The organism is Mesorhizobium oxytropidicola, assembly GCF_056174625.1.
This window is the reverse complement of record NZ_CM149692.1, coordinates 6,762,164-6,788,169: the sequence shown is the minus strand read 5'-3', so window position 1 is coordinate 6,788,169 and position 26,006 is coordinate 6,762,164. Positions and strand designations below refer to the sequence as shown.

General features: G+C 63.2%; 22 protein-coding genes and 2 pseudogenes. 15 read left to right on the top strand and 9 right to left on the bottom strand.

Annotation, left to right across the window (positions count from 1 at the left end; all coding sequences use genetic code 11):
• The first annotated feature begins 817 nt into the window (after nt 1-817).
• From AC0V8S_RS33755 to AC0V8S_RS33710, 10 genes and pseudogenes are all read left to right on the top strand, one after another.
• Nucleotides 818-2,239 (top strand): LLM class flavin-dependent oxidoreductase, encoded by a 1,422-nt coding sequence (locus tag AC0V8S_RS33755; RefSeq protein ID WP_475435920.1) that lies wholly within the window; start codon nt 818-820, stop codon nt 2,237-2,239.
• Nucleotides 2,236-3,007, top strand: a pseudogene (locus AC0V8S_RS33750) (ABC transporter ATP-binding protein). The gene AC0V8S_RS33755 and the pseudogene AC0V8S_RS33750 overlap by 4 nt, the downstream one beginning before the upstream one ends.
• Nucleotides 3,008-3,014: 7 nt before the next feature.
• A complete protein-coding gene (locus tag AC0V8S_RS33745; RefSeq protein WP_475435918.1) occupies nt 3,015-3,896 on the top strand; it encodes a branched-chain amino acid ABC transporter permease in 882 nt (293 codons plus the stop codon).
• 11 nt (nt 3,897-3,907) lie between these two features.
• Complete coding sequence (locus tag AC0V8S_RS33740) at nt 3,908-4,957, top strand: branched-chain amino acid ABC transporter permease (RefSeq protein ID WP_475438747.1); 1,050 nt, start codon at nt 3,908-3,910, stop codon at nt 4,955-4,957.
• A gap of 94 nt (nt 4,958-5,051) precedes the next feature.
• On the top strand, nt 5,052-5,789 hold the full coding sequence (locus AC0V8S_RS33735; protein WP_475435917.1) for an ABC transporter substrate-binding protein: 738 nt from the start codon (nt 5,052-5,054) through the stop codon (nt 5,787-5,789).
• The gene (locus AC0V8S_RS33730; protein WP_475435916.1) at nt 5,786-6,391 is read left to right on the top strand and encodes a type 1 periplasmic-binding domain-containing protein; all 606 of its coding nucleotides are present in this window, start codon (nt 5,786-5,788) and stop codon (nt 6,389-6,391) included. Before AC0V8S_RS33735 ends, AC0V8S_RS33730 begins: the two co-directional genes overlap by 4 nt.
• Before the next feature lie 28 nt (nt 6,392-6,419).
• A complete protein-coding gene (locus AC0V8S_RS33725; RefSeq protein WP_475435915.1) occupies nt 6,420-7,190 on the top strand; it encodes an ABC transporter ATP-binding protein in 771 nt (256 codons plus the stop codon).
• A 48-nt stretch (nt 7,191-7,238) separates the two neighbouring features.
• Nucleotides 7,239-8,468 (top strand): acyl-CoA dehydrogenase family protein, encoded by a 1,230-nt coding sequence (locus AC0V8S_RS33720; protein WP_475435913.1) that lies wholly within the window; start codon nt 7,239-7,241, stop codon nt 8,466-8,468.
• A 60-nt stretch (nt 8,469-8,528) separates the two neighbouring features.
• Nucleotides 8,529-9,368, top strand: a complete 840-nt coding sequence (locus tag AC0V8S_RS33715; RefSeq protein ID WP_475435911.1) for an alpha/beta fold hydrolase — start codon at nt 8,529-8,531, stop codon at nt 9,366-9,368.
• A gap of 44 nt (nt 9,369-9,412) precedes the next feature.
• Nucleotides 9,413-10,768 (top strand): tetratricopeptide repeat protein, encoded by a 1,356-nt coding sequence (locus tag AC0V8S_RS33710; protein WP_475435909.1) that lies wholly within the window; start codon nt 9,413-9,415, stop codon nt 10,766-10,768.
• Between the two features lie 87 nt (nt 10,769-10,855).
• Here AC0V8S_RS33710 and AC0V8S_RS33705 read toward each other — a convergent pair whose 3' ends face one another.
• The 3 genes from AC0V8S_RS33705 to AC0V8S_RS33695 all read right to left on the bottom strand — a co-directional run bounded on the left by AC0V8S_RS33705 (nt 10,856) and on the right by AC0V8S_RS33695 (nt 14,878).
• The gene (locus AC0V8S_RS33705) at nt 10,856-12,103 is read right to left on the bottom strand and encodes an SfnB family sulfur acquisition oxidoreductase (RefSeq protein ID WP_475435907.1); all 1,248 of its coding nucleotides are present in this window, start codon (nt 12,101-12,103) and stop codon (nt 10,856-10,858) included.
• 187 nt (nt 12,104-12,290) lie between these two features.
• Nucleotides 12,291-13,766: an APC family permease gene (locus AC0V8S_RS33700; RefSeq protein ID WP_475435905.1), complete on the bottom strand. Its 1,476-nt coding sequence runs from the start codon at nt 13,764-13,766 to the stop codon at nt 12,291-12,293.
• A 269-nt stretch (nt 13,767-14,035) separates the two neighbouring features.
• Nucleotides 14,036-14,878: a LysR substrate-binding domain-containing protein gene (locus AC0V8S_RS33695; RefSeq protein WP_475435903.1), complete on the bottom strand. Its 843-nt coding sequence runs from the start codon at nt 14,876-14,878 to the stop codon at nt 14,036-14,038.
• A gap of 90 nt (nt 14,879-14,968) precedes the next feature.
• Here AC0V8S_RS33695 and AC0V8S_RS33690 point away from each other — a divergent pair.
• Both AC0V8S_RS33690 and AC0V8S_RS33685 read left to right on the top strand, forming a co-directional pair.
• Nucleotides 14,969-15,972 (top strand): annotated as a pseudogene (locus AC0V8S_RS33690) (bile acid:sodium symporter family protein).
• 500 nt (nt 15,973-16,472) lie between these two features.
• Complete coding sequence (locus tag AC0V8S_RS33685) at nt 16,473-16,808, top strand: hypothetical protein (RefSeq protein ID WP_244661537.1); 336 nt, start codon at nt 16,473-16,475, stop codon at nt 16,806-16,808.
• 40 nt (nt 16,809-16,848) lie between these two features.
• Here AC0V8S_RS33685 and AC0V8S_RS33680 read toward each other — a convergent pair whose 3' ends face one another.
• Genes AC0V8S_RS33680 through AC0V8S_RS33655 form a run of 6 tightly spaced genes read right to left on the bottom strand, consistent with a single transcriptional unit; the run spans nt 16,849 to nt 23,071 of the window.
• Nucleotides 16,849-17,622 (bottom strand): SDR family NAD(P)-dependent oxidoreductase, encoded by a 774-nt coding sequence (locus AC0V8S_RS33680; protein WP_475435901.1) that lies wholly within the window; start codon nt 17,620-17,622, stop codon nt 16,849-16,851.
• 6 nt (nt 17,623-17,628) lie between these two features.
• Nucleotides 17,629-18,963, bottom strand: coding sequence for a dihydroorotase (locus AC0V8S_RS33675; protein ID WP_475435899.1), 1,335 nt, complete (start codon nt 18,961-18,963; stop codon nt 17,629-17,631).
• A gap of 15 nt (nt 18,964-18,978) precedes the next feature.
• Nucleotides 18,979-19,914 (bottom strand): polysaccharide deacetylase family protein, encoded by a 936-nt coding sequence (locus AC0V8S_RS33670; protein ID WP_475435897.1) that lies wholly within the window; start codon nt 19,912-19,914, stop codon nt 18,979-18,981.
• A 12-nt stretch (nt 19,915-19,926) separates the two neighbouring features.
• Nucleotides 19,927-20,952, bottom strand: coding sequence for an NAD-dependent epimerase/dehydratase family protein (locus tag AC0V8S_RS33665; RefSeq protein ID WP_475435896.1), 1,026 nt, complete (start codon nt 20,950-20,952; stop codon nt 19,927-19,929).
• Nucleotides 20,953-20,982: 30 nt separating this feature from the next.
• Complete coding sequence (locus AC0V8S_RS33660) at nt 20,983-21,732, bottom strand: SDR family NAD(P)-dependent oxidoreductase (protein ID WP_183456456.1); 750 nt, start codon at nt 21,730-21,732, stop codon at nt 20,983-20,985.
• Between the two features lie 10 nt (nt 21,733-21,742).
• Nucleotides 21,743-23,071 (bottom strand): MFS transporter, encoded by a 1,329-nt coding sequence (locus AC0V8S_RS33655; protein WP_475435895.1) that lies wholly within the window; start codon nt 23,069-23,071, stop codon nt 21,743-21,745.
• A gap of 228 nt (nt 23,072-23,299) precedes the next feature.
• On the opposite strand from AC0V8S_RS33655, the gene AC0V8S_RS33650 reads away from it, so the two are divergent.
• From AC0V8S_RS33650 to AC0V8S_RS33640, 3 genes are read left to right on the top strand one after another with little or no spacing between them, the layout of a single operon-like run.
• Nucleotides 23,300-23,650 carry a RidA family protein gene (locus AC0V8S_RS33650; protein ID WP_115139774.1) on the top strand — a complete coding sequence of 117 codons (351 nt, stop codon included), beginning with the start codon at nt 23,300-23,302 and terminating at the stop codon, nt 23,648-23,650.
• Between the two features lie 24 nt (nt 23,651-23,674).
• Nucleotides 23,675-25,105 carry a dihydropyrimidinase gene (gene hydA, locus AC0V8S_RS33645; RefSeq protein ID WP_475435892.1) on the top strand — a complete coding sequence of 477 codons (1,431 nt, stop codon included), beginning with the start codon at nt 23,675-23,677 and terminating at the stop codon, nt 25,103-25,105.
• Nucleotides 25,090-26,004 carry a nitrilase-related carbon-nitrogen hydrolase gene (locus AC0V8S_RS33640; RefSeq protein WP_475435890.1) on the top strand — a complete coding sequence of 305 codons (915 nt, stop codon included), beginning with the start codon at nt 25,090-25,092 and terminating at the stop codon, nt 26,002-26,004. The genes hydA and AC0V8S_RS33640 overlap by 16 nt, the downstream gene beginning before the upstream one ends.
• The last annotated feature ends 2 nt before the right edge of the window (nt 26,005-26,006 follow it).

Genomic DNA, 26,006 nt, shown 5'->3' with positions numbered 1-26,006 from the left:
TGGCAACTCGCATACCAAGCCTCGCGGTGAATTCGCCATTGTTGGCGGCGAAATCCCAACAGAAGAAGGCCCCCAGGCAAAAAAGCAGAATAGAGAATCGCATTAGCGTATTCTAATATATGGAAAATTGAATAAGCGTTAAGGCAGAGGCGCCGTCTTTGAGTGCCCAGGGGAGAGATGACTGACAAGCCGGCCACAACCTACAATCGTCAGCGTCTTCGACAAGGCGCACTGGCGCACTATCCTGACCACAAAGGATCAAGGTGAAGCCCAGGTGCTGGAGCATGATGTCCCGCAAGGCTGAGGCCCACTCGCGAATGGCCTATCCCCTGCGGTCCGTCAGTTCGCCGAGAATGTGCTACGTATTGTGATACCTATTGTGATACAAATCTGGCTCTATGACGAAAAAATTATAATAAAAACAATAGCTTGGTGAGGATATCGATCCCAGCCAACGGTACCATTTGGTTGTCCAACTCGGCCACAGCCTCAAATGCGCGAAGGCGCTCGCCAGTTCAGTCGATCTCTGCCGCGTATTGGCCCGGTTGCAGTTCGCGCTAGCTCCTAGCAGCCCGCTGCGCTCAGCGCGGCGCTTGATACGGCTGCCCGCCGGTCTCGTCGCGCTTGTTTCAGCTTTGCCGTGGTCACCTCTTACGGTGTTCCAAGCTGCGTCTCGGGAAAAACCACGATGCGCGCCCGGCGCGGAATAATAATTCTCTATATAATCCATAGACATTATATTCTGTCTTCGTTGACGACCGGCTTGCCGTTAGCTTCCTCCCGTTGTCGCCCGACAGGGCTATCAAAGGAGTGACGGATGGGTCGGCATATTCGCTTCAACGCTTTCGACATGAATTGCGTTGGCCACCAATCTCCAGGCCTGTGGAAGCATCCGCGCGACAAGTCGTGGAAATACAAGGACCTGGACTATTGGCAGGACCTGGCTCGGACGCTCGAGCGCGGCATTTTCGACGGCATATTCATCGCCGACGTCATCGGCTACTACGACGTCTACAAGGGCTCGAACTACCACGCGATCGAGCAGGCGGCGCAGATCCCGGTCAATGATCCCTTGCAATTGGCCGCGCCGATCGCGCTTGCCACCGAACATCTCGGCATCGGCATTACTGCCTCGACCTCGTTCGAACATCCCTACACATTCGCCCGCCGCCTTTCGACCGCCGACCACCACACCAAGGGGCGGGTCGGCTGGAACATCGTCACCTCGTATCTGGAAAGTGGCGCCAAGAATGTCGGCCAGACTGGCTTGAAAAGCCATGACAACCGCTACGAGGTCGCGGCCGAATATGTCGAGGTGCTCTACAAGCTGTTCGAAGGCAGCTGGGAAGAGGGCGCGGTGCTGCGCGATCCGGTCCGTGGCATCTTCACCGACCCCGGCAAGGTCCACGAGATCGGCCACAAGGGCAAATTCTTCGAGGTGCCTGGCTACCATCTGTCGGAGCCGTCGCCACAGCGCACCCCGGTTCTCTATCAGGCGGGCGCCTCGGGTCCGGGCAAAGCCTTCGCCGCCGCGCATGCCGAGTGCGTCTTCGTCGGCGCCCCGACCAAATCGCTGCTCAAGGCCTATGTTTCCGAAATCCGCCAAAAGGCCGCGGCCGCGGGCCGGGATCCGAAGAAGGTTCTGATCTACAACCTCACCACGCTGATCATCGATGAAACGGACGAGAAGGCCCGGAAGCGCTTCGAGGAGTATCAGGGCTATACCTCTTATGATGGCTCGCTGGTGTTCATGTCCGGCTGGAGCGGTATCGACTTCGGCCAATATGCGCCGACCGACGCGCTCAAAAAGGTCGAGACCAACGCCATCGTCTCGATGGTCGAGCACTTTGCCGGCAAGGACAAGGCCTGGACCGTCGAGGAGCTGGCGAAATGGGGCGGCATCGGCGGCGTTGGGCCTGTCTTCGTCGGCTCGCCCGCCACCATCGCCGACATCCTGCAGGAATGGGTCGATGAAACCGATGTCGACGGCTTCAACCTCGCCTATGCGGTAACGCCCGAAAGCTTCGAGGCCGCCGTCGACCTGCTGGTGCCGGAATTGCAGAAGCGCGGCGTCTATCCCACCGCCTACAAGCCCGGGACATTGCGCGAGAAGCTGTTCGGCGAGGGGCCCTACCTGCCTGCGACGCATCCCGCCGATGGCTACCGTGACATCGAAGCCGTCAAGCGCCGCGAAGCCGATCGTGCTGCGGCGTCCCGTCTGAAATCCGTGAGCGCGTGATGACCGGGCTGCTGGAACTCCACGACGTCTCGCTGTCCTTCAAAGGCGTACGAGCACTGAATGCGCTGAGCTTCAGCGTTGCCAAGGGCGAGATCTGCGCCCTTATCGGGCCGAATGGTGCCGGCAAGAGTTCGCTTCTCAACGTCATCAACGGCGTCTATCGCGCCGACGCCGGCGACATTGTCTTCGACGGGCTGCGCTTCGAGTTCGATCCATCCGCAGAAGGCAGCCCATCTCGGCATCGGCCGGACCTTCCAGCACAATGCGTTGTTCCGCCGCCTCTCGGTGCGCGAGAACGTGTTGGCAGGTCTCTCTCGTCATGGCAACGCCAGCTTCTTCGAAAACATCTTCCGGCTGGGCAGGGACGGCGCCGAGCGCCAAGGCTTCCTTGCCCGAGCCGAGCGCACCATGTCGTTCCTCGGGCTCGACCGCCATGCGGGAAGGATCGTTTCGACACTGCCCTACGGTCTGCAGAAGCGCGTCGATCTCGCCCGGGCACTGGTCGCCGGCCCGAAGCTGTTGCTGCTCGACGAACCGATGGCCGGCATGAACCAGGAAGAGAAGGAGGAGATGAGCCGCGTGATCCGCGAGGTCAATCGCGTCTTCGGCTCGACCGTGGTGCTGATCGAACATGATGTCGGCATCGTGCTCAACCTCGCCAGCCATGTGGTGGTGCTCGACTACGGCCGCAAGCTCGCGGACGGCGCACCCGACGAGGTGCGCAACAACCCCGACGTGATAGCCGCCTATCTCGGCACGGTTCACTGAGGAACCCATGTCCTATTTTCTTGAAACATTGGTCAGTGGTCTGTTTGCCGGAGTGATGTACTCGCTCGTCGCGATCGGCTTCGTGCTCATCTACAAGGCATCCGGGGTCTTCAATTTCGCGCAAGGGGCGATGCTGCTGTTTGCGGCGCTGACCTTCGTCACCCTGATCGAGAAGGGCATGCCGTTTGCCCTGGCCTTCATCGTCACATCGCTTGTCATGGTGGCGATGGCGATCCTGATCGAGTGGCTGGTGCTGCGGCCGTTGCGGAACCGCGATCCGTTGACCCTGTTCATGGCCACTCTGGGATTGAGCTATGTCATCGAGGGCTTCGCCCAACTGCTGATGGGCATGGATGTTCACATGCTCGATCTCGGCATCCCCGATGTCGCCGTGCAGGTCGGTGGCATCTATGTCAGCCAGTTCGACATCATTGCCTCGTTGATCGCGCTGACGCTGGTCGCCACACTGGCCATCGCTTTCAACAAGACGCGCATGGGCATCTCGCTTCGGGCCGTGGCTTCCGACACGCTTGCGGCCCAGTCGATCGGCATCCGCCTGCCTGTCATCTGGCGCATCGTCTGGAGCGTCGCCGGCATCGTGGCCCTGGTTGCCGGCCTTGTCTGGGGATCGCGCCAGGGCGTGCAATATTCGCTGTCGCTGGTGACGCTCAAGGCGCTGCCGGTGCTCATCATCGGCGGCTTCTCCTCCATCCCGGGCGCCATCGCCGGCGGCCTGCTTGTCGGCGCGACCGAGGCGTTGGCCGACATCTATGTCGGCCCGCTGGTCAATGGCAGCGTTTCCACCTGGTTTGCCTACATCCTCGCTGTCGGCTTCCTGCTGGTGCGTCCGGCAGGCCTGTTCGGCGACCGCGAAATCGAAAGGGTCTGATCGTGACCACGCTGCAGGAATCCGCCCCGACCAAGCCGCTCCGCCAGCCTGTCTTTGGGGTCGGCACCATCGCCATCGTCGCTGGCCTGATCGCCGCCTTTGCGGTGCCGGCCATTGCCGACGACTACTGGCTGAGCTCGATCATCATCCCGACGGTGATCATGGGGCTTGCCGGCATCGGACTGAACCTTTTGATGGGTTATACCGGGCTTGTGTCGATCGGTTCGGCTGCCTTCATGTCGATCGGCGCCTTCTCGACCTACAATTTGCTGCTGCGTGCGCCGTTCTTGCCGCTGCCGGTCGTCTTGATCCTTGCTGGCCTGATCGCGGCGATTGCCAGCGTCATCTTCGGGCTACCGTCGCTGCGCATCAAGGGCTTCTATCTCGGCGCTTCGACGCTGGGCGCCCAGTTCCTGTTCGAATGGCTGTTCACCAATTTCAGCTGGTTTTCGAATGACAGCCAGTCGCTGACCATATCGGCGCCTCGACTGCAGATCCTCGACTACGATCTCCAGTCGGCCACCGGCCGCTACTATCTGGTCATCGCAACCACGGTGCTTCTCATCGCGCTGGCCTTCGCCATCGTCAAAAGCCGTGTCGGCCGCGAATGGATGGCGATCCGCGACATGGATGTCGCCGCCTCGGTCATTGGCATCCGCGTTGCGCGCCGCAAACTTCTGTCCTTCGGCATAAGCTCGTTTTTCCTGGGCATCGCCGGCGCGCTCTGGGCCTTCGGCTATCTCGGCACCGCGGACGCGCATGCGTTCAATCTCGATAAATCGTTCCAGATTCTGTTCATCGTCATCATCGGCGGCGTGGCAACCATCCTCGGCAATTTTCTCGGTGCCGCCTTCATCGTGCTGACGCCGATCCTGCTCGACCGGCTGTCGCTGATCATCGATTTGTCATTCCTCGGCGATCAGGGCGCGCTGGCAAACCTGCAGCACATCATCTTCGGCACGATCATCATCGTGCTGCTGATCAAGGAACCGGATGGATTGTCGAGCCTGGGAAGGCGCGGCGTGGAAGCCTTTCGCTCGCGAGCACGATCATCCAGTTGAACCCAGACAGTCGAAACACCTCGGCGCCGGGTCTTTCGCCTCCTCCCAAGCACCAGTCGTCACTTTCTCAAACCACTCAAACAAGGGTTGCACGATGTCATTGCTAACCAAGACCATGTCGCTTGCGGCCGCTGCCGCGATGGCCGTCACGCTGCTGAGCAGCGCCTCCTTCGCTGAAGACGGCACTGGCCAACAGCTCTATCCGCTGTTTACCTACCGCACCGGACCCTATGCCCCATCGTTCATCCCGTTCGGCGCCGGCAATATCGACTATCTGCGCTACATCAATGAGGTCGAGGGCGGCGTCGATGGCGTCAAGATCCTGGTCCAGGAATGCGAGACGGCCTACACGATCGAGCGCGGCATCGAATGCTACGAGCGCTACAAGAATGGCTACAACGGCGCGCTGACGGCGGCAATCTATCCGCATTCGAGCGGTCTCGACGTCGCACTCACCGACAAGGCCCGCATCGACAAGATTCCGATCGTCAGCCCTGGCGGTGGCCAGAACATCGCCACCGACGGTCGCGTCTTTCCCTACCAGTATCCGCTGGTGTTCGACTATTGGAGCGAAGCCCAGATCATAGTCGACTACATCGCCCAGCAGGCGGGCGGCTATGACAAGCTCAAAGGGCTGAAGATCGCGACGCTCTATCACGACAGCGGCTATGGCCGCGACACGATCGAGCCGCTCGGCATCCTCTCCAAGAAATATGGCTTCGAAGACATCCAGATCCCGGTTCCGCATCCGGGCGAACAGCAGCAGACACAGTGGCAGCAGATCCGCCGTGCAAACGCCGACTGGGTCTTTCTGCGCGGCTGGGCGTCATGACGCCGGTGGCGATCAAGACAGCGGCCCGCGTCGGCTTCCCCGCCGATCGCATCATCGGCGATATCTGGAGCGGCTCGGAAGACGATGCCCGCCCGGCGGGTGCCGCCGCCAACGGTTACCTCGCCGTCTCTGTCTTCCCGCCGGGCACCAACTACGGCATCTTGAAGACGCTCAAGGCGGAGATCCTCGACAAGGGCAAGTCCGACCTGAAGGACAATTCGAAGTTCGGCACGGTCTACTACAATTACGGCGTGATCGAAGCCATCACCTTCGTCGAGGCGCTGCGCACCGGGCATAAGAAGTTCGGCAACAGGCCATTGACCGCCGCCGAAGGCCAGTGGGCGCTCGAACACCTCGACATCGATCAGAAGCGGATTGCCGAGCTTGGCGCGGAAGGCCTCATCAGCCCGCTGAAAACCTCCATCGACAACCACAAGGGCGAAACCATCGCCGCCAAGATCATCCAATGGAACGGTCAGTCCTGGGACACAAGGACCGACTGGATCAAGGCCGACGCCTCGCTGTTTGCCGACGTCATCAAGGCAAAGGCAGCCGCCTACGCCAAAGAAAAGGGCATCGAGCCCCGCGTTGCAACGAACTGACGCCAGCCGGCACAGACAGGATCGACCCATGACCATTGCAGCAAAAGGCTTCCTCGAGATCCAGAATATGGAAGCGCTCTATGGTCAGGCGATCCTTGCCGTGCGCGACGTGTCGCTCAAGGTCGAGCAGGGCAAGATCGTTGCCCTGCTCGGCGCCAATGGCGCGGGCAAGACCACCACGCTGAAGGCGGTTTCCAATCTGCTTGGACCAGAGCGCGGCAAGGTCAGCCGCGGCGGCATCCTGTGGCAGGGCGAGCCGATCAGCGGCCTATCGGCTTCCAGGCTCGTCGCCAAAGGCGTCGTGCAGGTGCTGGAGGGCCGCCATTGCTTTGCGCAATTGACGGTCGAAGAAAATATCCTCTCCGGCGGCTTCCTGCGCAAGCCGGGCAGGGCAGACCTGCAGCGCGACGTCGAACGGATCTACACATGGTTTCCCCGCCTCAAGGAGAAGCGCAAGGTCAAGGCCGGCCTGACATCTGGAGGCGAACAGCAGATGGTGGCCATCGGTCGCGCGCTGATGACCAAGCCGAGCCTCGTGCTGCTGGACGAGCCGTCGATGGGGCTCGCGCCGATCATCGTGCAGGAAATCTTCGAGATCATCCGCGTCCTGAACAGGGAGCAGGGCGTCAGCTTCCTGCTTGCCGAGCAGAACGCCAATCTCGCGCTTCGCTATGCCGACTACGGCTACATCCTCGAAAACGGTCGCGTTGTTCTGTCGGGAACGGCAGAGGAACTGCGCGCCCGTGAGGATGTCCAGGACTTCTACCTTGGCGGCGCCCATGTCGCCAAACAACACTGACCGCTTCGCCCGCGCCGGGTGGGACGAGCAATTTCAGGACTATGCAAAATGACACAGATCGATACCGCCTGGGGCGCGGGCCCCAGTGCTCGCTATGAGACACTGGCAGAACGGTTCCGGCCGATATTTGCGCAGATCGCCGCCGGCGCTGTCGAGCGGGAGCTTGGCCGCGACCTGCCGGCAGCGGAGATTGCGAAGTTGAAGCAGGCGGGCCTGGGCGCGCTGCGTCTATCTGAAGCCGAAGGTGGCCTTGGCGCGACGCTGCCTGAACTGTCCAACATCCTGATCGAGCTGTCGGAGGCCGATTCCAACATCACCCAGGCGCTGCGCGGTCATTTCGGCTTTGTCGAGGATGTCGTCAACAAGACGTCAGGCGAAAGCCGCAAGCGCTGGGCGGAGCGGATTGCCCGTGGCGAGATCGCCGGCAATGCCTGGACCGAGATCGGCGATGCCAAACAGGACGTCTTCTCGACCCGCATCTCGAACAAGGGCGGCAAGCTGGTGCTCAACGGCACCAAATACTACACCACCGGCTCGCTGTTCGCCGACTGGATCGATGTCGGTGCGACGGGGCTCGATGGGGAAGGCATCGTGTTGCAGGTGCGTCGCGACGACCCGGGCGTCAATGTCGTCGACGACTGGGACGGTTTTGGCCAGACGCTCACGGCCAGCGGCACCACGACCTTTACCGATGCCACGGTCGACCCGGACGATGTCGTCGTCGACGATGACAAATTCCGCTATGGCGCCGCCTTCTACCAGTTGGTGCATCTAGCCACCCTCGCAGGCATCGGCCGGGCGATAGCCAACGAGACTGCCGCCGCCGTCGCCGCGCGCCAGCGCTCATACTCCAATGGCGCCGGCCCACGCTCGAGCCAGGATCCGCAAGTGCTTCAGGTCGTCGGCCGCATTCGCAGCAACGCCTATGCGGCTGGCGCGATCGTTTTGCAGGTCGCGCAAGCCATCGAACGCGCTTATCAGGCGCACTTTGCCGGCGATGCCGATGCAGAGGAAAAGGCCAACGCCATCGCCGAACTCGAGACGTCGCAGGCGGTGACGGTCGTCACGAATCTGGTCCTCGAAGCATCGACGATTATCTTCGACGCGCTGGGTGCGTCCTCGACCAGGAAGCCGATCGGCCTCGATCGCCATTGGCGCAACGCCCGCACCCTGTCTTCGCACAACCCGCGCATCTATAAGGATCGCATCGTTGGCGACTACGCAGTCAATGGCTCGCCACCACCCTATCAGTGGCGGATCGGGCGCAGCCCGTCGTAAGCTATGCGCACGACCTTCGAGCTGGTGGCAATACATGACGGACACAGGACCTGACCAGTAATGACGCACGCCACGACCAACGCGTTGCCGAATGTCGCCGGTCTGCAGGTACGCCTGAAGAGCGGGTTACAGCATCACTACGTCAAGACCGGGTCATCAGGGCCGGCCATCGTCCTGCTGCACGGATTTCTGGATTCGTGGCGAAGCTTTCACGGGTTGTTTGAAGGCCTTGGAAGACGGTTCCAGCTCTTTGCCTATGACCAGCGCGGCCACGGCGACAGTGAGCCCGCGGCAGGCTACGCGATCGCGGATTTCACGGAGGATGCGATCGATTTTCTCGAAAATGTTGTCGGCGGCCCGGTGCACCTCGTCGGTCATTCGCTCGGCAGCATCGTCGCGCAGAGGGTTGCTGCACGGCGCCCTGACCTCGTCACCAGGCTGGTGCTGATTGGCGGCGCGGCCACGGCCGCCGATCATCCCGGACTGAGGGAGTTGCAGACGGGCCTCGCGGTATTCACGGACGCCGTGCCGGACGAGTTCGTCGATGCATTCCAGAGAAGTACGGTGTTTGCTCCGATTTCCGAGGACGCAATCGGCGTCTACATCGCCGAGAGCGCCAAGGTCGGCATCGGGGCGTGGCGTGGCGCTCTGAGCGGTCTTGTCGAGGAGCCTGCTGGGGCAGGAGCGAGCGTGATCGCCATACCCACCTTGATTCTCTGGGGCGAGGAAGACGGCGTCTTCGACCGGGATGCGCAGCGTGCCCTTGCCGGGAATTTTCCCGATCATGTTGCCATCGACTACCCACAAGTCGGCCACGCGCCACAATGGGAGATTCCGGATCGCGTCGCCGACGACATCGAGAATTTCCTGCTCGCCTCTCCTGCCAAAGCGGCGAGTTAGTGCCAACGGAGCGTCGAATGCCTAGAGATGAACAGGGACTTCCGGTGACCGGATCACTGGCTTCGATCGCCGCGCTGGATACGGCGATCACGGATTATTTTGCCTGGCGCGGAGATCCCGTCGCGGTTCTCCAGGACGCCACGCAACACGATCCTGCTTTTACGCTCGGTCACAGCGCCTTGGCAGCGCTCTTTGCCCTGAACGGTCTGCGCGGCGACAATCCTGCTGTCGTCTCTGCAATCAGCGCGGCGGAAGCCTCGATCGACGGCGCGACGTCTCGCGAGCGCGGACATCTGGCGGCCGCGAAGGCATGGGCCGCGGGCGAGATCATCGCTGCGACCGACATCTGGGAAGGCATCCTCGTCGATCATCCGACCGACGCGCTGGCGCTTCGCTTCGCCCATGACAGCTACTTCTATCTCGGCCACTCAGCGAGCATCCGGGATTCGGTGGCACGCGTGCTGCCCAAATGGGATTCAAGCAATCCCAACTACGGGTTTGTTCTCGGCCAATACGCCTTCGGGCTGGAGGAGACTGGCGAGTTGCGCCGCGCCGAGGAATTCGGCCGCCGCGCAATCGAGAAAAATGCCGAAGACGCGTGGGCAGTGCATGCGGTTGCCCATGTCCTGGAAACGGAAAGCCGACAGCGGGAAGGCATCGAATTCCTCAAAGGTTCCCGCCCGTCCTGGGGCAAGGCCCATGCGCTTTCCGTCCACAACGGCTGGCACCTCGCGCTCTACCTCATCGAAGAGGGGCGGTTCGCCGAAGTGCTTGCCGACTACGATCGCTTTATCAGGCCGAAGCTGGCCGCGGATTCGCTTCTCGACCTAGTGGACGCCTCGGCTCTCCTCTGGCGGGTCGAACTGGCGGGCGGTGACGTGGGCGATCGCTGGAGCGCGCTTGCCGATCAATGGCTGACCCACGTTGACGACCATGTCCTTGTGTTCAACGACTTGCATATCGCTCTGGCCTTGTCGCGTGCCGGCAGGCGGGACGGGCTCGACCGATTGCTCCACTCGCTCGACAGCTATGCGACCCATAGCAAGGGGGACAACCGGGAGATCACCGTCGATGTCGGGCGGCGCATCGTCGACGCGGCGGTGGCGTTCGCGGATGGCGATTACGCGCGCGTTGTGGAGCTTATCCTGCCGGTTCGCTACAAGGTGATACGCATCGGCGGGAGCCACGCGCAACGCGACTTGGTCACCCAAACGCTGATTGCCGCCGCCGAGCGCTCCGGCAATTTCAACCTCGCGCGCGCCCTGCTTGCCGAACGTCTGGCGGTGCGCCCGACGGAGAGGACACGACAGGCTTACATCAGGGCAGAGGCAAGTGCCGTCGCCCATCAACGGATCGAACGGCGAAGTGATCACCTCGGCGGCGCCCAGTCAGCCCACTGAGCACGCCTCGGCCGCCTCGAACGAGGCAAAGCCATCCGTACGGCCGGCTGCAGTGCTGATCTCCGATTGTGTCCGGGACGGCGACGTTCAAATCCAGGAGTGAAGCGGCGGATTGACGCCGTTGAGGTGGTACTGGCCGACGGCGTGGTACTTCCAGCGCACCGGGTCATGCAGCGTGTGCGCGCGCGCGTCGCGCCACAGCCGGTCGAGATGATGAGCGGCTAGCGTCGAACGGGTGCCGGCGAGTTCGAACAGCTTGTTCGTGGCCTGGATGGCGATGTCGGTGGTCAGGACCTTGGCTTCGGCGACAGCCACCTTGGCAAGCGCGATGGCATCGATCTCGGGCCTGGCGATGGCCCTGTCGACCTCATGCGCGGCGCGCTCCAGAAGCGCTTCGGCCGCATGCAGCCTGAGCTTCAACTCGCCGATCTGGGCGATCGTGTAGGGATCGTCCGATGCACGTTCCTTGCCGCTGTCGATCCACGGCTGCGCATGGTCGCGGACCAGCCGGATCGTCGTCTCGATCGCACCACGGGCGATGCCGGCATCGATGGCGGCGTGGGCAAGCTGGCTCTGTGGCCCGGCGGGGCTCGCCTGGTCGTAGGCCAGATAGGCAGGCAGGACACGCTCGGCGGGCGCCGCGACGTCGCGGATGATGACCGTTCCGCTTGCGGTCGTGCGCTGTCCGAAACTCGACCAGTCGTCGATGACCTCGAGACCCCTTGCATCCCGATCGACGATGGCGACGCGAACCTTCCCGTCTTCGTCGATGGCAACGATGGGAACGAGATGAGCGAAGAGGGCGCCGGTCGAATAGAATTTCTCGCCATTGACGACGTAGTCGGCGCCCTGGCGCGTGATACGCGTCTCGAAATCCTCGACGTTCTTGCCCTTGAACTCGGAGAAGGCGTTGCCGAGGCGAAGCCCCGAGAGGACGAGCGCGAACAGCGCCTGCTTCTGCGCGTCGGACCCGGTCGCCCGGATCAGGTCGGTGATCTCGAAGTGATTCTGTGGAATCTGGGCCAGCGATGAATCGGCCGCGGCAATGATCTTGAAGACGTCCACGACTGTCGCCTGCGACACACCGGCGCCGCCGAATTCTTCCGGCACCGTGATCCCCCAAAGTCCGCTTTGCGAGAATGTGTCCAGTTCGGCGATCGGCAGACGGCGGTCACGGTCGCGCTCGGCGGCGCCTTCTGCGAACTGCACCGCCAGCGTCGTCGCCACCGCAATTGCCTCTTCATCCGTGCGAATAATGTGGGCCGGAAACGCCGGCCGCCTCGACGCGGGAAAGGCATCGCCGCGCGGCTCCACCTTCTTGGCTGAAACACTCATCGTCTGGCCTCCCTTGGCGTTTCTTGTTTCAATCCAGGCTGAATGGTTCAGATCCAGGAGTGGCGCGGCGGCTTGACGTCGTTGAGGTAGTGGCCCACGGCATGAAATTTCCACCGCACCGTTGAACACACTTGCCGACAGCGGGAGCGCGATGGTGATCGCGCTCCACAGACCGCTCTGTCCTGGCTCAGTCCGCCGGCCCAGCCGGGGTTGCGGCGGAGCCGATGAGGTCGGCTTCGATTTGTGCAAGCCTTGCCGGCGCCAACTGGCGCAGCGCCAGAAAATAAGCGACCCCGATCGCCAGCAAGATCAGGAACACATAGGGCAGGACGTTGTATGGCCAGGCTGGTACCGGATAAACCGTGCCGACAAGCGTGACGACCAGCAGGATCAACGCGACCGTCGCCGACACGATATGCCAGGGCCGCAGTTCGCCGCGGCGGCGCAGGAAGACCGGAGCGCCGATCGTCACAAGCCCATACGCCACCAGGAAGCCATAGGTGGCGATCGATCCCAGGATACCGTACGCGTCGAGGATGCCATATCCCGCGATCGTCAGCGCCAGTGCGAAAGCCAGCGCAACGATGCCGACCACGGTCACGGCAATATGCGGCGAGGCATGCGCCAGATGCGTCGCCCGTGCCGAATTGTGAAACAGGCCATGGTGCGACAGCGTGTAGAGCACACGTGCGCCGGCATTGATGCTGCCTAGGATGCAGGCAAAGAAACTGAGGGCCACGCCCGCGGAAATCAGGATGCCGATGAAGCCGCCGCCGAAGGATTGCGCCAGCACCGTCAGAGGGGCGTCGGATTTGTCGAGGCTTGGGTCGATGCCGTGGAAGCCGGCCACGAGGCCGTATGAGCTGATGATGAAGATGAGGCCGACGCCGACGACGCTGGTGATGACGGCCCGCGGAATGTAGCGCCGCGGCTGCTGGGATTCCGTCCCCAGTACGGTTGCGCTTTCGAAGCCGACAAAGCTGAAGAAGGCAAGGACGAGACCAAGTCGCAATTGATCGAAATGAACGTCCTGAAGTGCCGTCTGCGCCGTGTCGACGATCGACCCACGGTGCAGGAAGAAGATGACGACGGTCAGCAGGATGAGGACGAGTGTGGTGAACTCGATACCGAGTGTAACGCGAGTCGAAAGCTTGATATCACGGTAGGCGAACCACCAGGCGACGACCAGCGCGACGATGCTGAGCGCGAGCACGACGCCAACGGCGCTCGTCTCAAAGCCGATCTGATGGGCGAAGGCCAGCGTCGTGCTGACCGTGCCGAGTATCACCGCGGATGCCGTGAAGAGGTAGCCGATAAGCAGGGCCCAGCCGGCGACGACGCCGACCAGCGGACCAAGTCCATGCGCCGCATAGATATACAGGGATCCAGGCGTGGCGATCCGCTTGGAAAAGACGTTGATCTGCAGCCCGACGATCAGAAGTGCGATCGTCGCGAAGACATAGGCGAGCCAGGTGCCGTTGCCGGCGGTGGCGAACACGACTGGAACGACAAGGCCAGGCGTTCCGGAAGGGGCGATGGTGCCGATGGACTGGGCGACGACTTCGGGAAAACTCAGATAGTTGCGGCGCAAGCCCGAACCCAGTGTCGAGTCTGTTGCGACTTCGCCTATCCCTGAATCCGACCCTGCTGAAATGCTACTCATGACCGTCTCCCCAAGCGGCACGATTACCGCCCGATGGTGGTACAAAAGTCTACTAAGTCCGTAAACAAAGGGGATTTTAAAAACGCGACGCTTCCTGCAACGGCGTTGCGTCATTTGGCATTTTGCCGAAATCCGCGCCGGACGAATGGAGATCAGGAGCGAACCAGCCGCAAAATAGCCAGGCAATTTCGGAAGATGACCATAGGACGCAAGAGATGCCCGCTCTATGGCGCCAGCTTCGGATCGTCGCGAACGATGTCTCCGAGAACTCAGCGCAAGCCTCTCACCTTGGCCAGAATATCGTCCGAAAGCGCCGAGACGAGTGCCCTGTCGGCGCCCTTGCTCGGGATCAGGACGAATTCCACATCCTCCAGCTGCGGCAGGCTGCCGATTTCCTTCAGGCCCGAAGGCGACATGCTCTGCGGTTGCACCAGAACCCCCATGCCGGCGCGGGCGGCGGCCGTCAGTCCGCTCAGGCTTCCGCATGTGCAGACAATGCGCCATGGCATGCGGTGCCGTTCGAGCACTTCCAGCGCAATGCTGCGCGTGACACTCGGCGCGGGGAAGGCGATCAGCGGCAAGGCCGCGAGCGATAGAACATGTTCCGGATCGCGGGCGAGCCAGACAAGCGGCTCGCGATAGACGAGCCGACCACGGCTGTCGCCCAGCCGGCGCTTGGCCAGGACGAGATCGAGCTCGCCATTGTCCTGCATCTGGTAGAGTACGCCGCTGAGCGCGACGGTCAGTTCAAGGTCGACGGATGGGTGAGACCGGACGAAATCCTCCAACACCAGCGGCAGACGGCTGGCAACCAGGTCCTCTGATACGCCAAGCCTCAAGGTGCCGCGCAGCCGCTGCGCGGTGAACAGCGCCTGGACCTGCCCCTCTATGGACAACATGGCCCGGGCATGGCCGAGCAGGGCTTCGCCGTCAGGCGTCAGCATGACCTTGTGCGTATCGCGGGCCAGCAACTGTCTGCCAATCGCCGCCTCCAGCTTGCCGATGTGCTGGCTGACGGTGGATTGCCCGAGCCCCAGCCTCTCGGCAGCGAAGGTAAAGCTTCCCATCTGCTGGACGGTGACGAAGCTGCGCAGTTGGACCAGGTCGAGCATTGATATCCTAAATCACGATAGCTGTTATTTCTTGTATCCTGTTTCGCGATGCGCGAAAAGACGGCGCCGCCACTCTGGAGCGAACATGTCATGCGCCGTTTTCTGCCGGACACCTTTCTGATCCTGCTGTTGTGCACCGTCGCGCTGGCGTCGGTCGCGCCCGCAACCGGGGCGTTCGCGGGATGGTTCGCGGTCGCGACCAATCTCGCCGTGGCGCTTCTGTTCTTCCTGCATGGTGCGCGGCTCTCGCGCGATGTCGTTGTGGCCGGCCTGATGCATTGGCGCCTGCATCTGGTCATCCTTCTGACGACGTTTGGCCTGTTCCCGCTGCTGGGCCTGGCGCTTGGCTATCTGCCTGCCGCGATCCTGCCCAAGCCGCTCTACCTCGGCATTCTGTTTCTGTGTGTCCTGCCGTCGACGGTCCAGTCCTCGATCGCATTCACCTCGATGGCCGGTGGCAACGTCCCCGCGGCCATCTGCTCGGCCTCCGCCTCCAATATCTTCGGCATGTTCCTGACGCCATTACTTGTCGGGCTGCTCTTCTCCATCGGCGGCCATGGCGGATTTTCGTGGGATGCGGTGAGCCAGATCCTGATGCAATTGCTCCTGCCCTTTGCGCTCGGACAGTTGCTGGAACCGGCCGGATCGGCAAGTGGATACGGGCTCGCAAGACACTGCTGATGCCTGTCGATCGCGGCTCGATCCTGATGGTCGTCTATCTGGCCTTCAGCACGGCCGTCGCCGAGGGACTGTGGCACATGTTCTCGCTGCGCGACATCGCCGTGGTCGTTGTCGCCGACATGGCCTTGCTTGGCCTGGTGCTTCTGCTCACGACCTATGGCAGCCGGCTTCTCGGCTTCAACAGGGCCGACCAGATCACGATCACCTTTTGCGGCTCGAAGAAGAGCTTGGCGAGCGGCGTGCCGATGGCCAACGTCATCTTTGCCGGCCAGGGCGTCGGCGCGATCGTTCTGCCGCTGATGCTTTTCCACCAGATACAGCTCATGGTCTGCGCCATGATCGCCCAGAAATATGCCCGTGCGGCGCACCGGTCTTCCATGCCGCAAGCCGAGCCGACGGCTTCGGTCGCCTAGCTGGGTTTGCGTATATCGCAAGAAGGCCTTGCGCCCGCAGGCCGGCCTGGACGGTCAATCAGATCGTCGTCTTGATCCGCAGTCGACCTTATTCCGGCCGCGGAGCGTCGCCGGTGAAAGGAGGCACACTGGACGGCTGGACGATCGACGAGGTCGAGACACCAGCGCCTTACATTGACAAAATCGTTGAGGTTGGTCTTGTGTCGTGGAAACGCGATATCCATGGCCAGATCGCGATGTCGGCGACCGATAGTCGACGATATGCATCGAACCGTAACATCGTGCGGCGCATGTCCGCGGTCCGCCGATAGTCCGTGAACGACATGGAGAATTAGATGCGGAACACGATGCTGGGCTTGGCGGCACTTGCCCTGGCTGCGTGCCAATCGGTTCCCGTGGAGCCGCAACCCGCCGCTGTCGAACCTGCGTCAGGTCCGGTCGCCCCTCAACCGGTCTTGGCTGCCGCTGCTCCTGCTGGTTCTACAATCATGGATACATCCGTGACGATCACGCCCCCGGCGAAGGGCGTTCCGGCAAAGTATGCGGCTTTTTCGGGCATGTGGGCTGGACGATTGGAGGGCGCGTATGAAGCCGAAGTCGCCGTGCAAACGATTTCTGCAAACGGCAAGGTGACGGTCACCTTCGCCTGGGGGAATCTGGGCGACAACAATCCTGGAGAGGCCGCCGGTGAAGGAAGAATTGTCGGGGCCACGTTGAAGCTCGGGCGTCTGCCGAATGGCGCGGACATCAGCTTGACCATGATGCCTGACGGGACCCTGTCCGTAACCTATGCGCTCGCCGGCCAGACCTATAGGGGCGCGTTCATCAGGCAATGATCGAAACCCAACTGGTCGCCTTGCGGCCAGCCAGCATCCGTCAGCCCGCCATCCAGCCGCCGTCCACCATCAAATTGATACCGGTGACGTAGCTCGCCATGTCGCTGGCAAGGAACAGCGCAGCTCCTGCCACATCGTTCGGGGTTCCGAGTCGCGGCCAAGGCGTGCGCCGGTGTGAATAGTCGAGCGCGTCGGGGTCGTTGGCCACGCCCGGCTTGCCGGTGATGATCTTGCCGGGTGCGATGGCGTTGCAGACGATGAGGTCATCTGCGTGGTCCACCGCGATCTGCCGTGTCATCTGCACGATGCCGCCCTTGCTCACCGAATAGGGAAGGTCGCCCGGGCAGGCGACCATGCCATGTTGCGAGGAAATATTGATGATGCGGCCGCGCACCTCGTTGACGGGCGACTGGGTGAGCATCTGCATCACCGCCCGTTTCGAGCAATAGAAGAAGCCGGTCAGATTGACGCCGATGACGCGGTTCCATTGCTCCGGCGTGGTGTCGATCAGATTGGTGCTGGTGTAGATCGCGGCGTTGTTGACCATCACGTCGAGCCGTCCGAACTGCTCGACCGTCGCGCCGCCCAGCGCATCGACGGCGTTCCAGTCGGATATGTCGGTCCGGATGTAAACGGCGGTTCCGCCGGCAGAGCGGATCAACCCCACGGTGCTCTCACCGCCCTCGATCGGCTGTTCGACCGTGTCGGCGATGACGACATTCGCGCCCTCGGCCGCGAATTTCAGCGCGATCGCGCGGCCGATGCCGGAACTGCCTCCGGTGACGATGGCGGTCTTGTCTGTGAGCAGGGGCATGGTTCCTCAGCTTTCCCGGGTGACGATGTTTCCGACTTTCGGGCCGATCAGCTTTCCCTCGCGCACGATCTCGCGGCCGCGCAGGAAGACGTTTGTCAGCCGCGCCTGGACCGTCCAGCCATCGAAGGGCGTATAGCCCGCTCGCGACACCTGATCGGCATTGGCGATCATGCTGGACTGGCGCGGATCGAGGATGAGGATGTCGGCATCGTAGCCGGTGGCGATCTTCCCCTTGCGCCGGCCAAGCCCGAAGCGCTCGGCCGGATTGCTGGCGCACATCCGCACCAGGTCGGGCAGCGCGATCAGGCCGTCATCGACCAGTTTCAGCATCGTCTGCAACAGTGTCTGCAATCCCGGCATGCCGCCCGGAATGTCGGCGAAAGCCGCATAGCGCGCTGCCTTTTCGGCCGGCGCGTGCGGCGCGTGGTCGGTGGCGACGATGTCGATCAGTCCCGTGCTCAGCGCGGCGCGCAGCGCATCCACATCATGCGGCGAGCGCAACGGTGGTGAGGCCTTGAGATTGGCGCCTTGCGTCTCATAGTCGGCGGCAGTGAAGAACAGGTTCTGCGGTGTAGTTTCGACGCTGGCGTCGGCCATGCCGCCAAGCCGGCTCCACGTCTCGACGCCGAGTTCGGAATTGATCTGGCGGACATGAATTCTGGTCTCGGCCGAGGCGGCGGCGGCAAGCGCTCGGGCAATGCCGTTGGCCTCCGCCAGCGGCGGCCGGCTGGCCTGAAAGGCGGCGATGGTGCCGGAGCGATCGCGCATTGTGCTGCCGGTCAGGATCGATTGATCGCCGGGCGAGATGCCGATCAAAGTGTCGCTGCCGGCGAAAGCCTTCAACGCCTCGGCCACGGCGTCGAGCGTCGCGAAGAGGAAGTCATCGGGCACATCGGCGGTGAACAGTTCGAACGACACCGGCGCCAATTCTAGCAGGCGAGGGATCAGCGGCAGGTCGCGGCTGATCACGGCCTGGATGCCGACCTCGACATGGATACGGGCCTCAGTCATCGCCATCTTGTCGGCAAGCTGTTCGGCCGTGGCCGTCCACGGCTCGTCGGTCGGCATGTCGAGCACCGTCGTCACGCCGCCAAGGGCCGCGGCATGCGTGCCGGAGGAAAAGTCCTCCTTGTGCGTCAGTCCGGGCTCGCGCAGATGCGCATGCGCGTCGACCAGGCCGGGCAGCAGATAGGCACCGGCCGCATCGACCACGGTCCTGGCCGAAGCGGTCTCGCCGGGTGCGACGAGCGCTGCGATACGGCCGTCGGTGATGCCCACATCGCGCCGCTCGAACCCTTCGGCGTTGACGATGGTGGCTCCCCGGATCAGCGTCTCGAACATGCCGTCTTGCTTCCGTTAGCCGCGCCGCTCGAAGCCGGCATGGTTGTCCAGCCAGAACCGGGCAATGTCTTCGCGGCGCAAAAAGGCAGCGGCTGGCTTTTTCTTCATATGCTCGATCACCTCGCGCAGCCCGGACGCCCGGTTGGGCTGGCCCATCCAGCGTGCATGGATGCCGATCGTCAGCATGCGGCCGCCGGTCTCGTCGGCCTCGTCGAGCATGTAGTCGATCGCCGAGCGGCAATCCTCCGCGAAGTCGCGCGGATTGCTGTAGCCCGGCGCCACCAGATAGCGGCTGTCGTTGAGCGTCTTGGAATAGGGCACGACCAGGATTTCGGTCCCCCGATGATCGAGGAAATAGGGCAGGTCGTCGTTGCAGGGATCGGAGTGGTAGAGGAAGCCGCCTTCCTCTACGAGCAAATCGCGCGTGTTGACGCTGGGCAGCGAGCGGCAGTTCCAGCCGAGAGGCCGCCTCCCCAATAGCTTCTCGTAAAGCGCCACCGCTTCATGCAGATGGCGCTTTTCGGCACTGCGCTCCATGGTCGTGTAGTCGATCCAGCGCAGGCCATGACCAAGCAGATCGTGCCGTCGCGTCTTCATCCATTCGACGAAGGGCGGGTTGCGCTCCAGCGCCACCGCGCAAGCGGAGATGGTGATCGGGATGTCGTGGCGATCGAAGAGCCGTGCCAGCCGCCAGACACCGGCACGGCTGCCATATTCGAAATGCGTCTCGGTGCCGAGGTCGCGCACCGGCGGACTGGAGGCAAGATTGTATTCGCCCCAATTGTCGTTGCGGCCGTCTTCTGCCCATGAATATTCCGAGCCTTCCTCGTAGTTGAGCACGAGGTTGATGGCGAGCTTGACGCCGCCGGGCCAGGTCATGAAGGGCGGCCGGGGACCATAGCCGACGAAGTCGCGTGGCTGGGGCGGTTGCGAGGCAGCGCTCGGCGTCATGGCAAATTCCTCTCAGCTCGTTTCGTTGGCGACTATCCAGTCCATGTAAGCGTGGAAGGCTTCCTTACCGGGGCGCGGCCGCCATGTGGTGTCGCGCAGGATGCGGGCGATGTCATACGCGCCCCACATGCCGCCTTTCAGCCTCACATCCTGGACGATGTTGGCGTCTTCTCCCGATGTCACCTCGACTTTCAGTCCGGGCACGCGTTCCCTTGCCCAGCCGATGATCTCGCCGATCGTCTGGCTGGATCCGGAGCCGATGTTGTAGTGGCGGTAATTGAGGCGCGGCGCATCGATCAGCGCGAGAATCGCGGCGGCAACGTCGGTCGAGGCGGCGTAGTCGCCAACGGGTTCCAGGCTGTTCGGCCTGATCGTCTCGCCGGTCAGGGCCATATGCGCGACGCGGTTGGGAACATGGCGAAAGTTGCGGCTCTCGGTGGCGCGGTCCATCGGGCCGTAGACGGAAGCAAGCCGCACCGAGACCGCCGACAGGCCGAACAGGTCGGCATAGCGGTTGGTGACCATCTCGGAGGCGAATTTCGAGATGCCGTAGAGCGTCAGCGGCGCGACATAGCCGTCTTCCGGCAGCGGCTCGCCGCTCCAGTCGGGCCCGTTGTGGCGGTAGACGGAACCGGAGCTGACATAGACGAAGCGCTTCACCTCCGGCCTCGCACGCGCCCAGTCCAGCATGCGCACGGTGCCCATGAGATTGACGTCGACGATGCGGGCCGGGTCTTCGGCCTCCGGCTGGCGTTTTGCCTCCGAGGCACTGCCGCGCGAGATCGGCGTGATCGTCGCGCCATGCACGATTGCCGTGATGCCTTGCTCGTCGAGCGTTGCAGACCAGGCCTTCGGGTCGAGGACATCGGCGGCGATTACTGTGAGCCGGTCGCGCACCGGGGCGAAATGCCTTTCGGCCGCCGCGTCGAGGCCGGACCGGTCGAGGATCACGGCGCGGGCTTGCGGGTCGCGGTCGAGCCATGCGCGTGCGACCACGCTCATGACAAAACCGGTGCCACCGGTGACGAGCAGCGTCATGCGAACTCCTTTGAAGTTGAACGAAGAGGGTCAGCGCGTCGCATAGCCGCCGTCCACGAGCATGTCGGATCCGGTGACAAAGGATGCGTCCGATGACAAAAGGAAAGCCGCCGCAGCGGCGATCTCCTCCGGCTCCGCGATGCGGCCGAGCAGATGCGCGGGTCCAAGACCTGCATTGGCGGCCTCGAAGTCTGGAAACCTGCGCAGCAGGCGCGTCGTCGCCACCGCGCCCGGCGACAGGCTGTTGACGCGCACCTTGTCCGGCGCATGGTCGACCGCCATCGCCTTGGCGAGATGGATCAGCCCCGCCTTGGCGGCACAATAGGCAACGGCCCTGGTGGTCGCGACGCGTCCGAACTGCGAGCCGATGAACACCACCGAACCGCCGCCACCCGCCGCGATCAACGGCACCGCGTATTTGCTCATCAGGAACGCACCAGTCAGGCCGACGTCGAGCTCGCGGCGCCAGGATTGTTCGTCGAGATCGACGACGGTAGCATTCGTCGATGGTGCGGCGGCGTTGTACACCAGTCCGTCCAGCCGGCCGAATTTTTGTCTCGCGAATTCGACGGCGTCCCGGGCGGAGCCAATCTCGGTCACGTCACATTGGCAGGCGGCAGCAGAAGGACCAAGTGTATCGGCAAGCTGTGTCGCCGCCGCGAGATCATGGTCAGCGCAGACCACGCTGGCGCCTTCCGCAACGCAGCGTTGGGCAATGGCGGCGCCAATGCCGCTTGCGGCGCCCGCGATCAGGACAACGCTTCCTTGCAGTCGGTTCATTGCGGCGACCTCAACCCCGTTCCTCGACGCTTTGCATGACCGGCGCTGTGACCGGCCGGCGCAGAAGATTGTAGCAGGCCGCGAGCGTGACCAGGGCGGCGCCGCCGCCGAGCAGCAGGAACATGGCGGGAGGCCCAAGATGCGCCATCAACCCCGCGGCGACGCCCGGCGTCGCCACATTGCCGATCGAATAGAGCAGAAGCAGCGTGCCGGAGGCAGCGACCATGTGCCGGCTGTGAAGCTGCGATGCACCGAAGGCCATCGCCACCGGATAGATCGTCAGCGCCGTGGCACCGTAGAGAAAGAACAGCACGAACAGCAGCGGTACCGACAGGGTGCCGACCCATGCGATCGCGGCGCAGGTCGTCACCGACACCAGCCCTTGCGCCAGCAACATCAGGCGGCGGTCGAACCGGTCCGACAGCCAGCCGACCGGGGTCTGCGCGAGCATGCCGGCGATGCTTATCGTGGTCACCAGCCAGACCGTGGCCGCCGCCGACAGTCCGATCTGCGTCCCATAGAGCGGTGTCAGTACGAAGATGTTCATGTTGGTGATGCCGGCCTGGAAAATCGCGACGACCGTCACCGGCGCCAGCCTGAAAAGCGAGAGCGGTCCGAGCCGCCTGTCTGCCTTCGCTCCGGTCGTGGGCGCCGGCTCGGCCGGCACCGAAGGCAGCGCCGGCCAGCGCGACCCAGCGAACTTTGGCACGAACGCCAGAAGCACCATCGCCGCCGCGACCAAAAACAGATGCGGAGATTGCGGACCGACCAGCGCCACCAGGATCTGGCCGAGCAGCACCGCGATCGCTGTCGTCAGCATGTAGATCGAGAACATCGCGCCGCGATTGTGCTGTTCGGCGTAGAGATTGATCCAGCTCTCGCACACGACGAACATCGAGGCCATCGACATGCCGCCGAGCAGCCGGAAGCAGAACCATGCCGGCATGAAGTCGGTGAGGACGAAGCCCAGGGCCGACAGCAGTGCCGTTGTCAGGATCAGCAGGAAGGTCCGCTCATGGCCATAGCGGGCGACCAATGGACGCGTCATCAGACAGCCGATCAGGAAGCCGACCGGATACGCGGTCAGCACGATCTGCACGATTTTGGGGTCGACGCCAGGTTTGCCGAGGTGGAACGACACCGCTGTCGTCAGCATGGCGCTGCCGATGCAGGCGAGACAGACGCTTGCCATGATCGGCAACATGGCGCGGGAACGCTCGGCGTTCCGCCACAAGCGCATCGCGGATTGAGCGATCGATCCCATGAATGCCGCTGTCAGCCGGCTAGAACAGACGCCGGCGATCACAAACAGGATCAATGACCGACGCTGGACTCTCATGCATGGCGACGGCTCCCCTTGGCAGTCACGCTGACCGGCGCTGCTCTCCCAGACAGAAGCTACACCTCGTCATGCTTGCCACAAGCGAAGATTGACACGGCTATGGCGTCATTTTTTTTGGCCATCCCGGTGGCGGAAAACGGCGTTGCGCCGTGCGACAGGCTTTACAGTCCTTTTGCACGCTCCCTACGATAGGTCGCCTGCAGAACATCGAGAGGACCCCAGGAGATGACGATCGAACGTCTTGAGAATGGCCAACGCTTCTGCCGGGTGCTGCGCTATAACGGCACCGTCTATGTCTCCGGCCTGACGGCGGACGACCTTTCCGGCGACACCACCGCGCAGACGAAGCAGATCTTCGCCAAGATCGATGCCCTTCTGGCCAAGGCCGGCAGCGATAAGTCGAAGCTTTTGAGCGCCCAGATCTGGCTGCGCGACATTGCCGACTTCGACATGATGAATGCGGCCTGGGATGCCTGGATCGACCGCAGCGCCATGCCGGTGCGCGCAACGGTGGAGGCGCGGCTTGCCGGCGACCAGTATCGCGTCGAGATCATGGTCACGGCAGCGGTCGGCTGACGCCGATTGGGGTGGGCAAACCGAATGCATGAGCTGGTGATCAAAGGTGGACGGGTTGCGCTCGACGATGGTTGGGCCGAATGCGACATCGCCGTCGATGAGGGCCGCATTGCCGCCATCGGGACCGGCCTGACCGGTAAAGCCGTGATCGGCGCCGGCGGTCGCTGGGTCATGCCCGGCGGCATCGACGCCCATTGCCATCTCGACCAGCCGGTCTGGGGCGGCGCCGGCAATGCTGACGATTTCGAATCCGGCACCATTTCGGCGGCCTTCGGCGGCACGACATGCATCGTCCCGTTCGGCATGCCGGGCCCGGACATGACGACGATCGGCGCCATTGATCGAGCGCTCGATCGCGCCACAGGGCGCGCGGTGATCGACTACGGGCTGCACGCGGTGGTGACCATGGGCACCGGCTCCGATGTCGAGCAACAGCTTTCGCAGCTCGCCGGCCGCGGCATCGCCTCGGTCAAGCTGTTCATGACCTATCAGGGTTTTGCCGTCGACGATGATCTCTTCTTCAAGGTGCTCGATACCGCCCACACCCTTGGCTGGATCGTCATGGTCCATGCCGAGAACGACGCCGCGATCCGGCGCACCCGCCAGCGCCTGATCGATCTCGGCCGCACCGATATCCGCTACCATGTCGTTGCCCACAGCGAGACCATGGAGCGCGAGGCCACACATCGTGCGCTGGCCTTCGCCGAAATGACCGGCGCGCGCATGACCATCGTCCACGTCTCCTCCTGGCAGTCGGTCGAGGAGGTGGCGCGGGCGCGCGGGCGCGGCGTCGACGCAATAGCCGAGACCTGCCCGCAATATCTGTTCATCAGCGCTGCCGACCTTGATCGGCAGGCCATCGATGCGGCGCGTTTCGTGTTTTCGCCGCCGCCGCGTTCGCCGCGCAGCCACAACCATCTGTGGCAGGCACTGATCGATGGCGGCATCGACCTCTGGTCCTCCGACCATTCGCCCTATTTCTTCGCCGATAAGATCGCGCGGTCGCAGACGCCCGGCTTCACCACCACGCTGAGCGGCATTCCCGGCATCGAGACTCGTCTGCCGCTGCTCTTCTCGGAAGGGCTGCTCACCGGCCGCCTGACGCTCGAGCGCTATCTCGATCTCACCTCGCGCAATGCCGCCGCGATCTATGGTCTGGCCCACGCCAAGGGTCGGATAGCGATCGGCCTCGATGCGGATCTGGCTTTGTGGGATCCCGAGGCGACCTGGACGCTCGGCCATGCCGCCTTGCATTCGCGTGTCGACTTCACACCCTACGAGGGCAGGCGCGTGACCGGCAAGCCGACCACCGTGCTGGTGCGCGGCGTGCCGGTGGTCGCAGACGGCAAGCTGCAGGTGCCGCCGGGGTTCGGACAATTCGTGGAGCGTACCGCCGGTGATCCGGCCCGCTCGGGAAAACCAGTCGAGGAGACGACGCCATGGCTCGATGCCTGACCATAGCGGTCGCCCAGACCGGCCCCATCCAACGCAGCGCCTCGCGTGCCGAAACAGTCGAGCGCCTCGTTCACTTGCTGGAGCAGTCCGCTGCCGCAGGTGCGGAAATTGTGGCGTTCCCTGAGATGGCGCTCACCACTTTCTTCCCGCGCTGGCGCATCGACGATCAGGCGGAGATCGACGCCTTCTTCGAACAGTCGATGCCTGGCCCCGAAACGCAGCGGGTCTACGCCGCCGCCGCGCGCCTCAAGGTCGGCTTCGCGCTAGGCTATTGCGAGATCGCCAGGGAAGACGGCCGCACACGCCATTTCAACACTATGGACCTTGTCGGCCCGGATGGCGCCTTCATCGGGCGTTACCGCAAGATGCATGTACCGGGCTCCGCCGAGCCGGAGGAAGGCACCACCACGCATCTCGAACGCCGTTATTTCGAGCCGGGCAATCTCGGCTTCCCGGTCTTCGATTATCGCGGTGTGCGCGTCGGCATGGCGATCTGCAACGACCGCCGCTGGCCCGAGACCTACCGCATGCTGTGCCTCAACGGCGCCGAGGTGGTGCTGCTTGGCTACAACACGCCGCTGCTGCTCGATGAGGCGCCAGCGCTGGCGCATCTCAGAATGTTCCACAACCATCTGCCGATGCAGGCCGGCGCCTACCAGAACACGCTGTGGGTGGCGGCCGCCGCCAAGGCCGGGCTCGAGGACGGCCAGGCGCTGATCGGCGGCTCCTGCATCATCGCGCCGACCGGCGAGATCGCCGCGCAGGCGATGTCGCTCGGCGACGAGGTCATCGTCCATCGCGCCGATCTCGACCTGATCGAGACCTGCCGGAAGGTGAATTTCAACTTCGCGCTCTATCGCCGCCCCGACCAGTACCGGCGCATTTCGGAACCGGTCTGAGA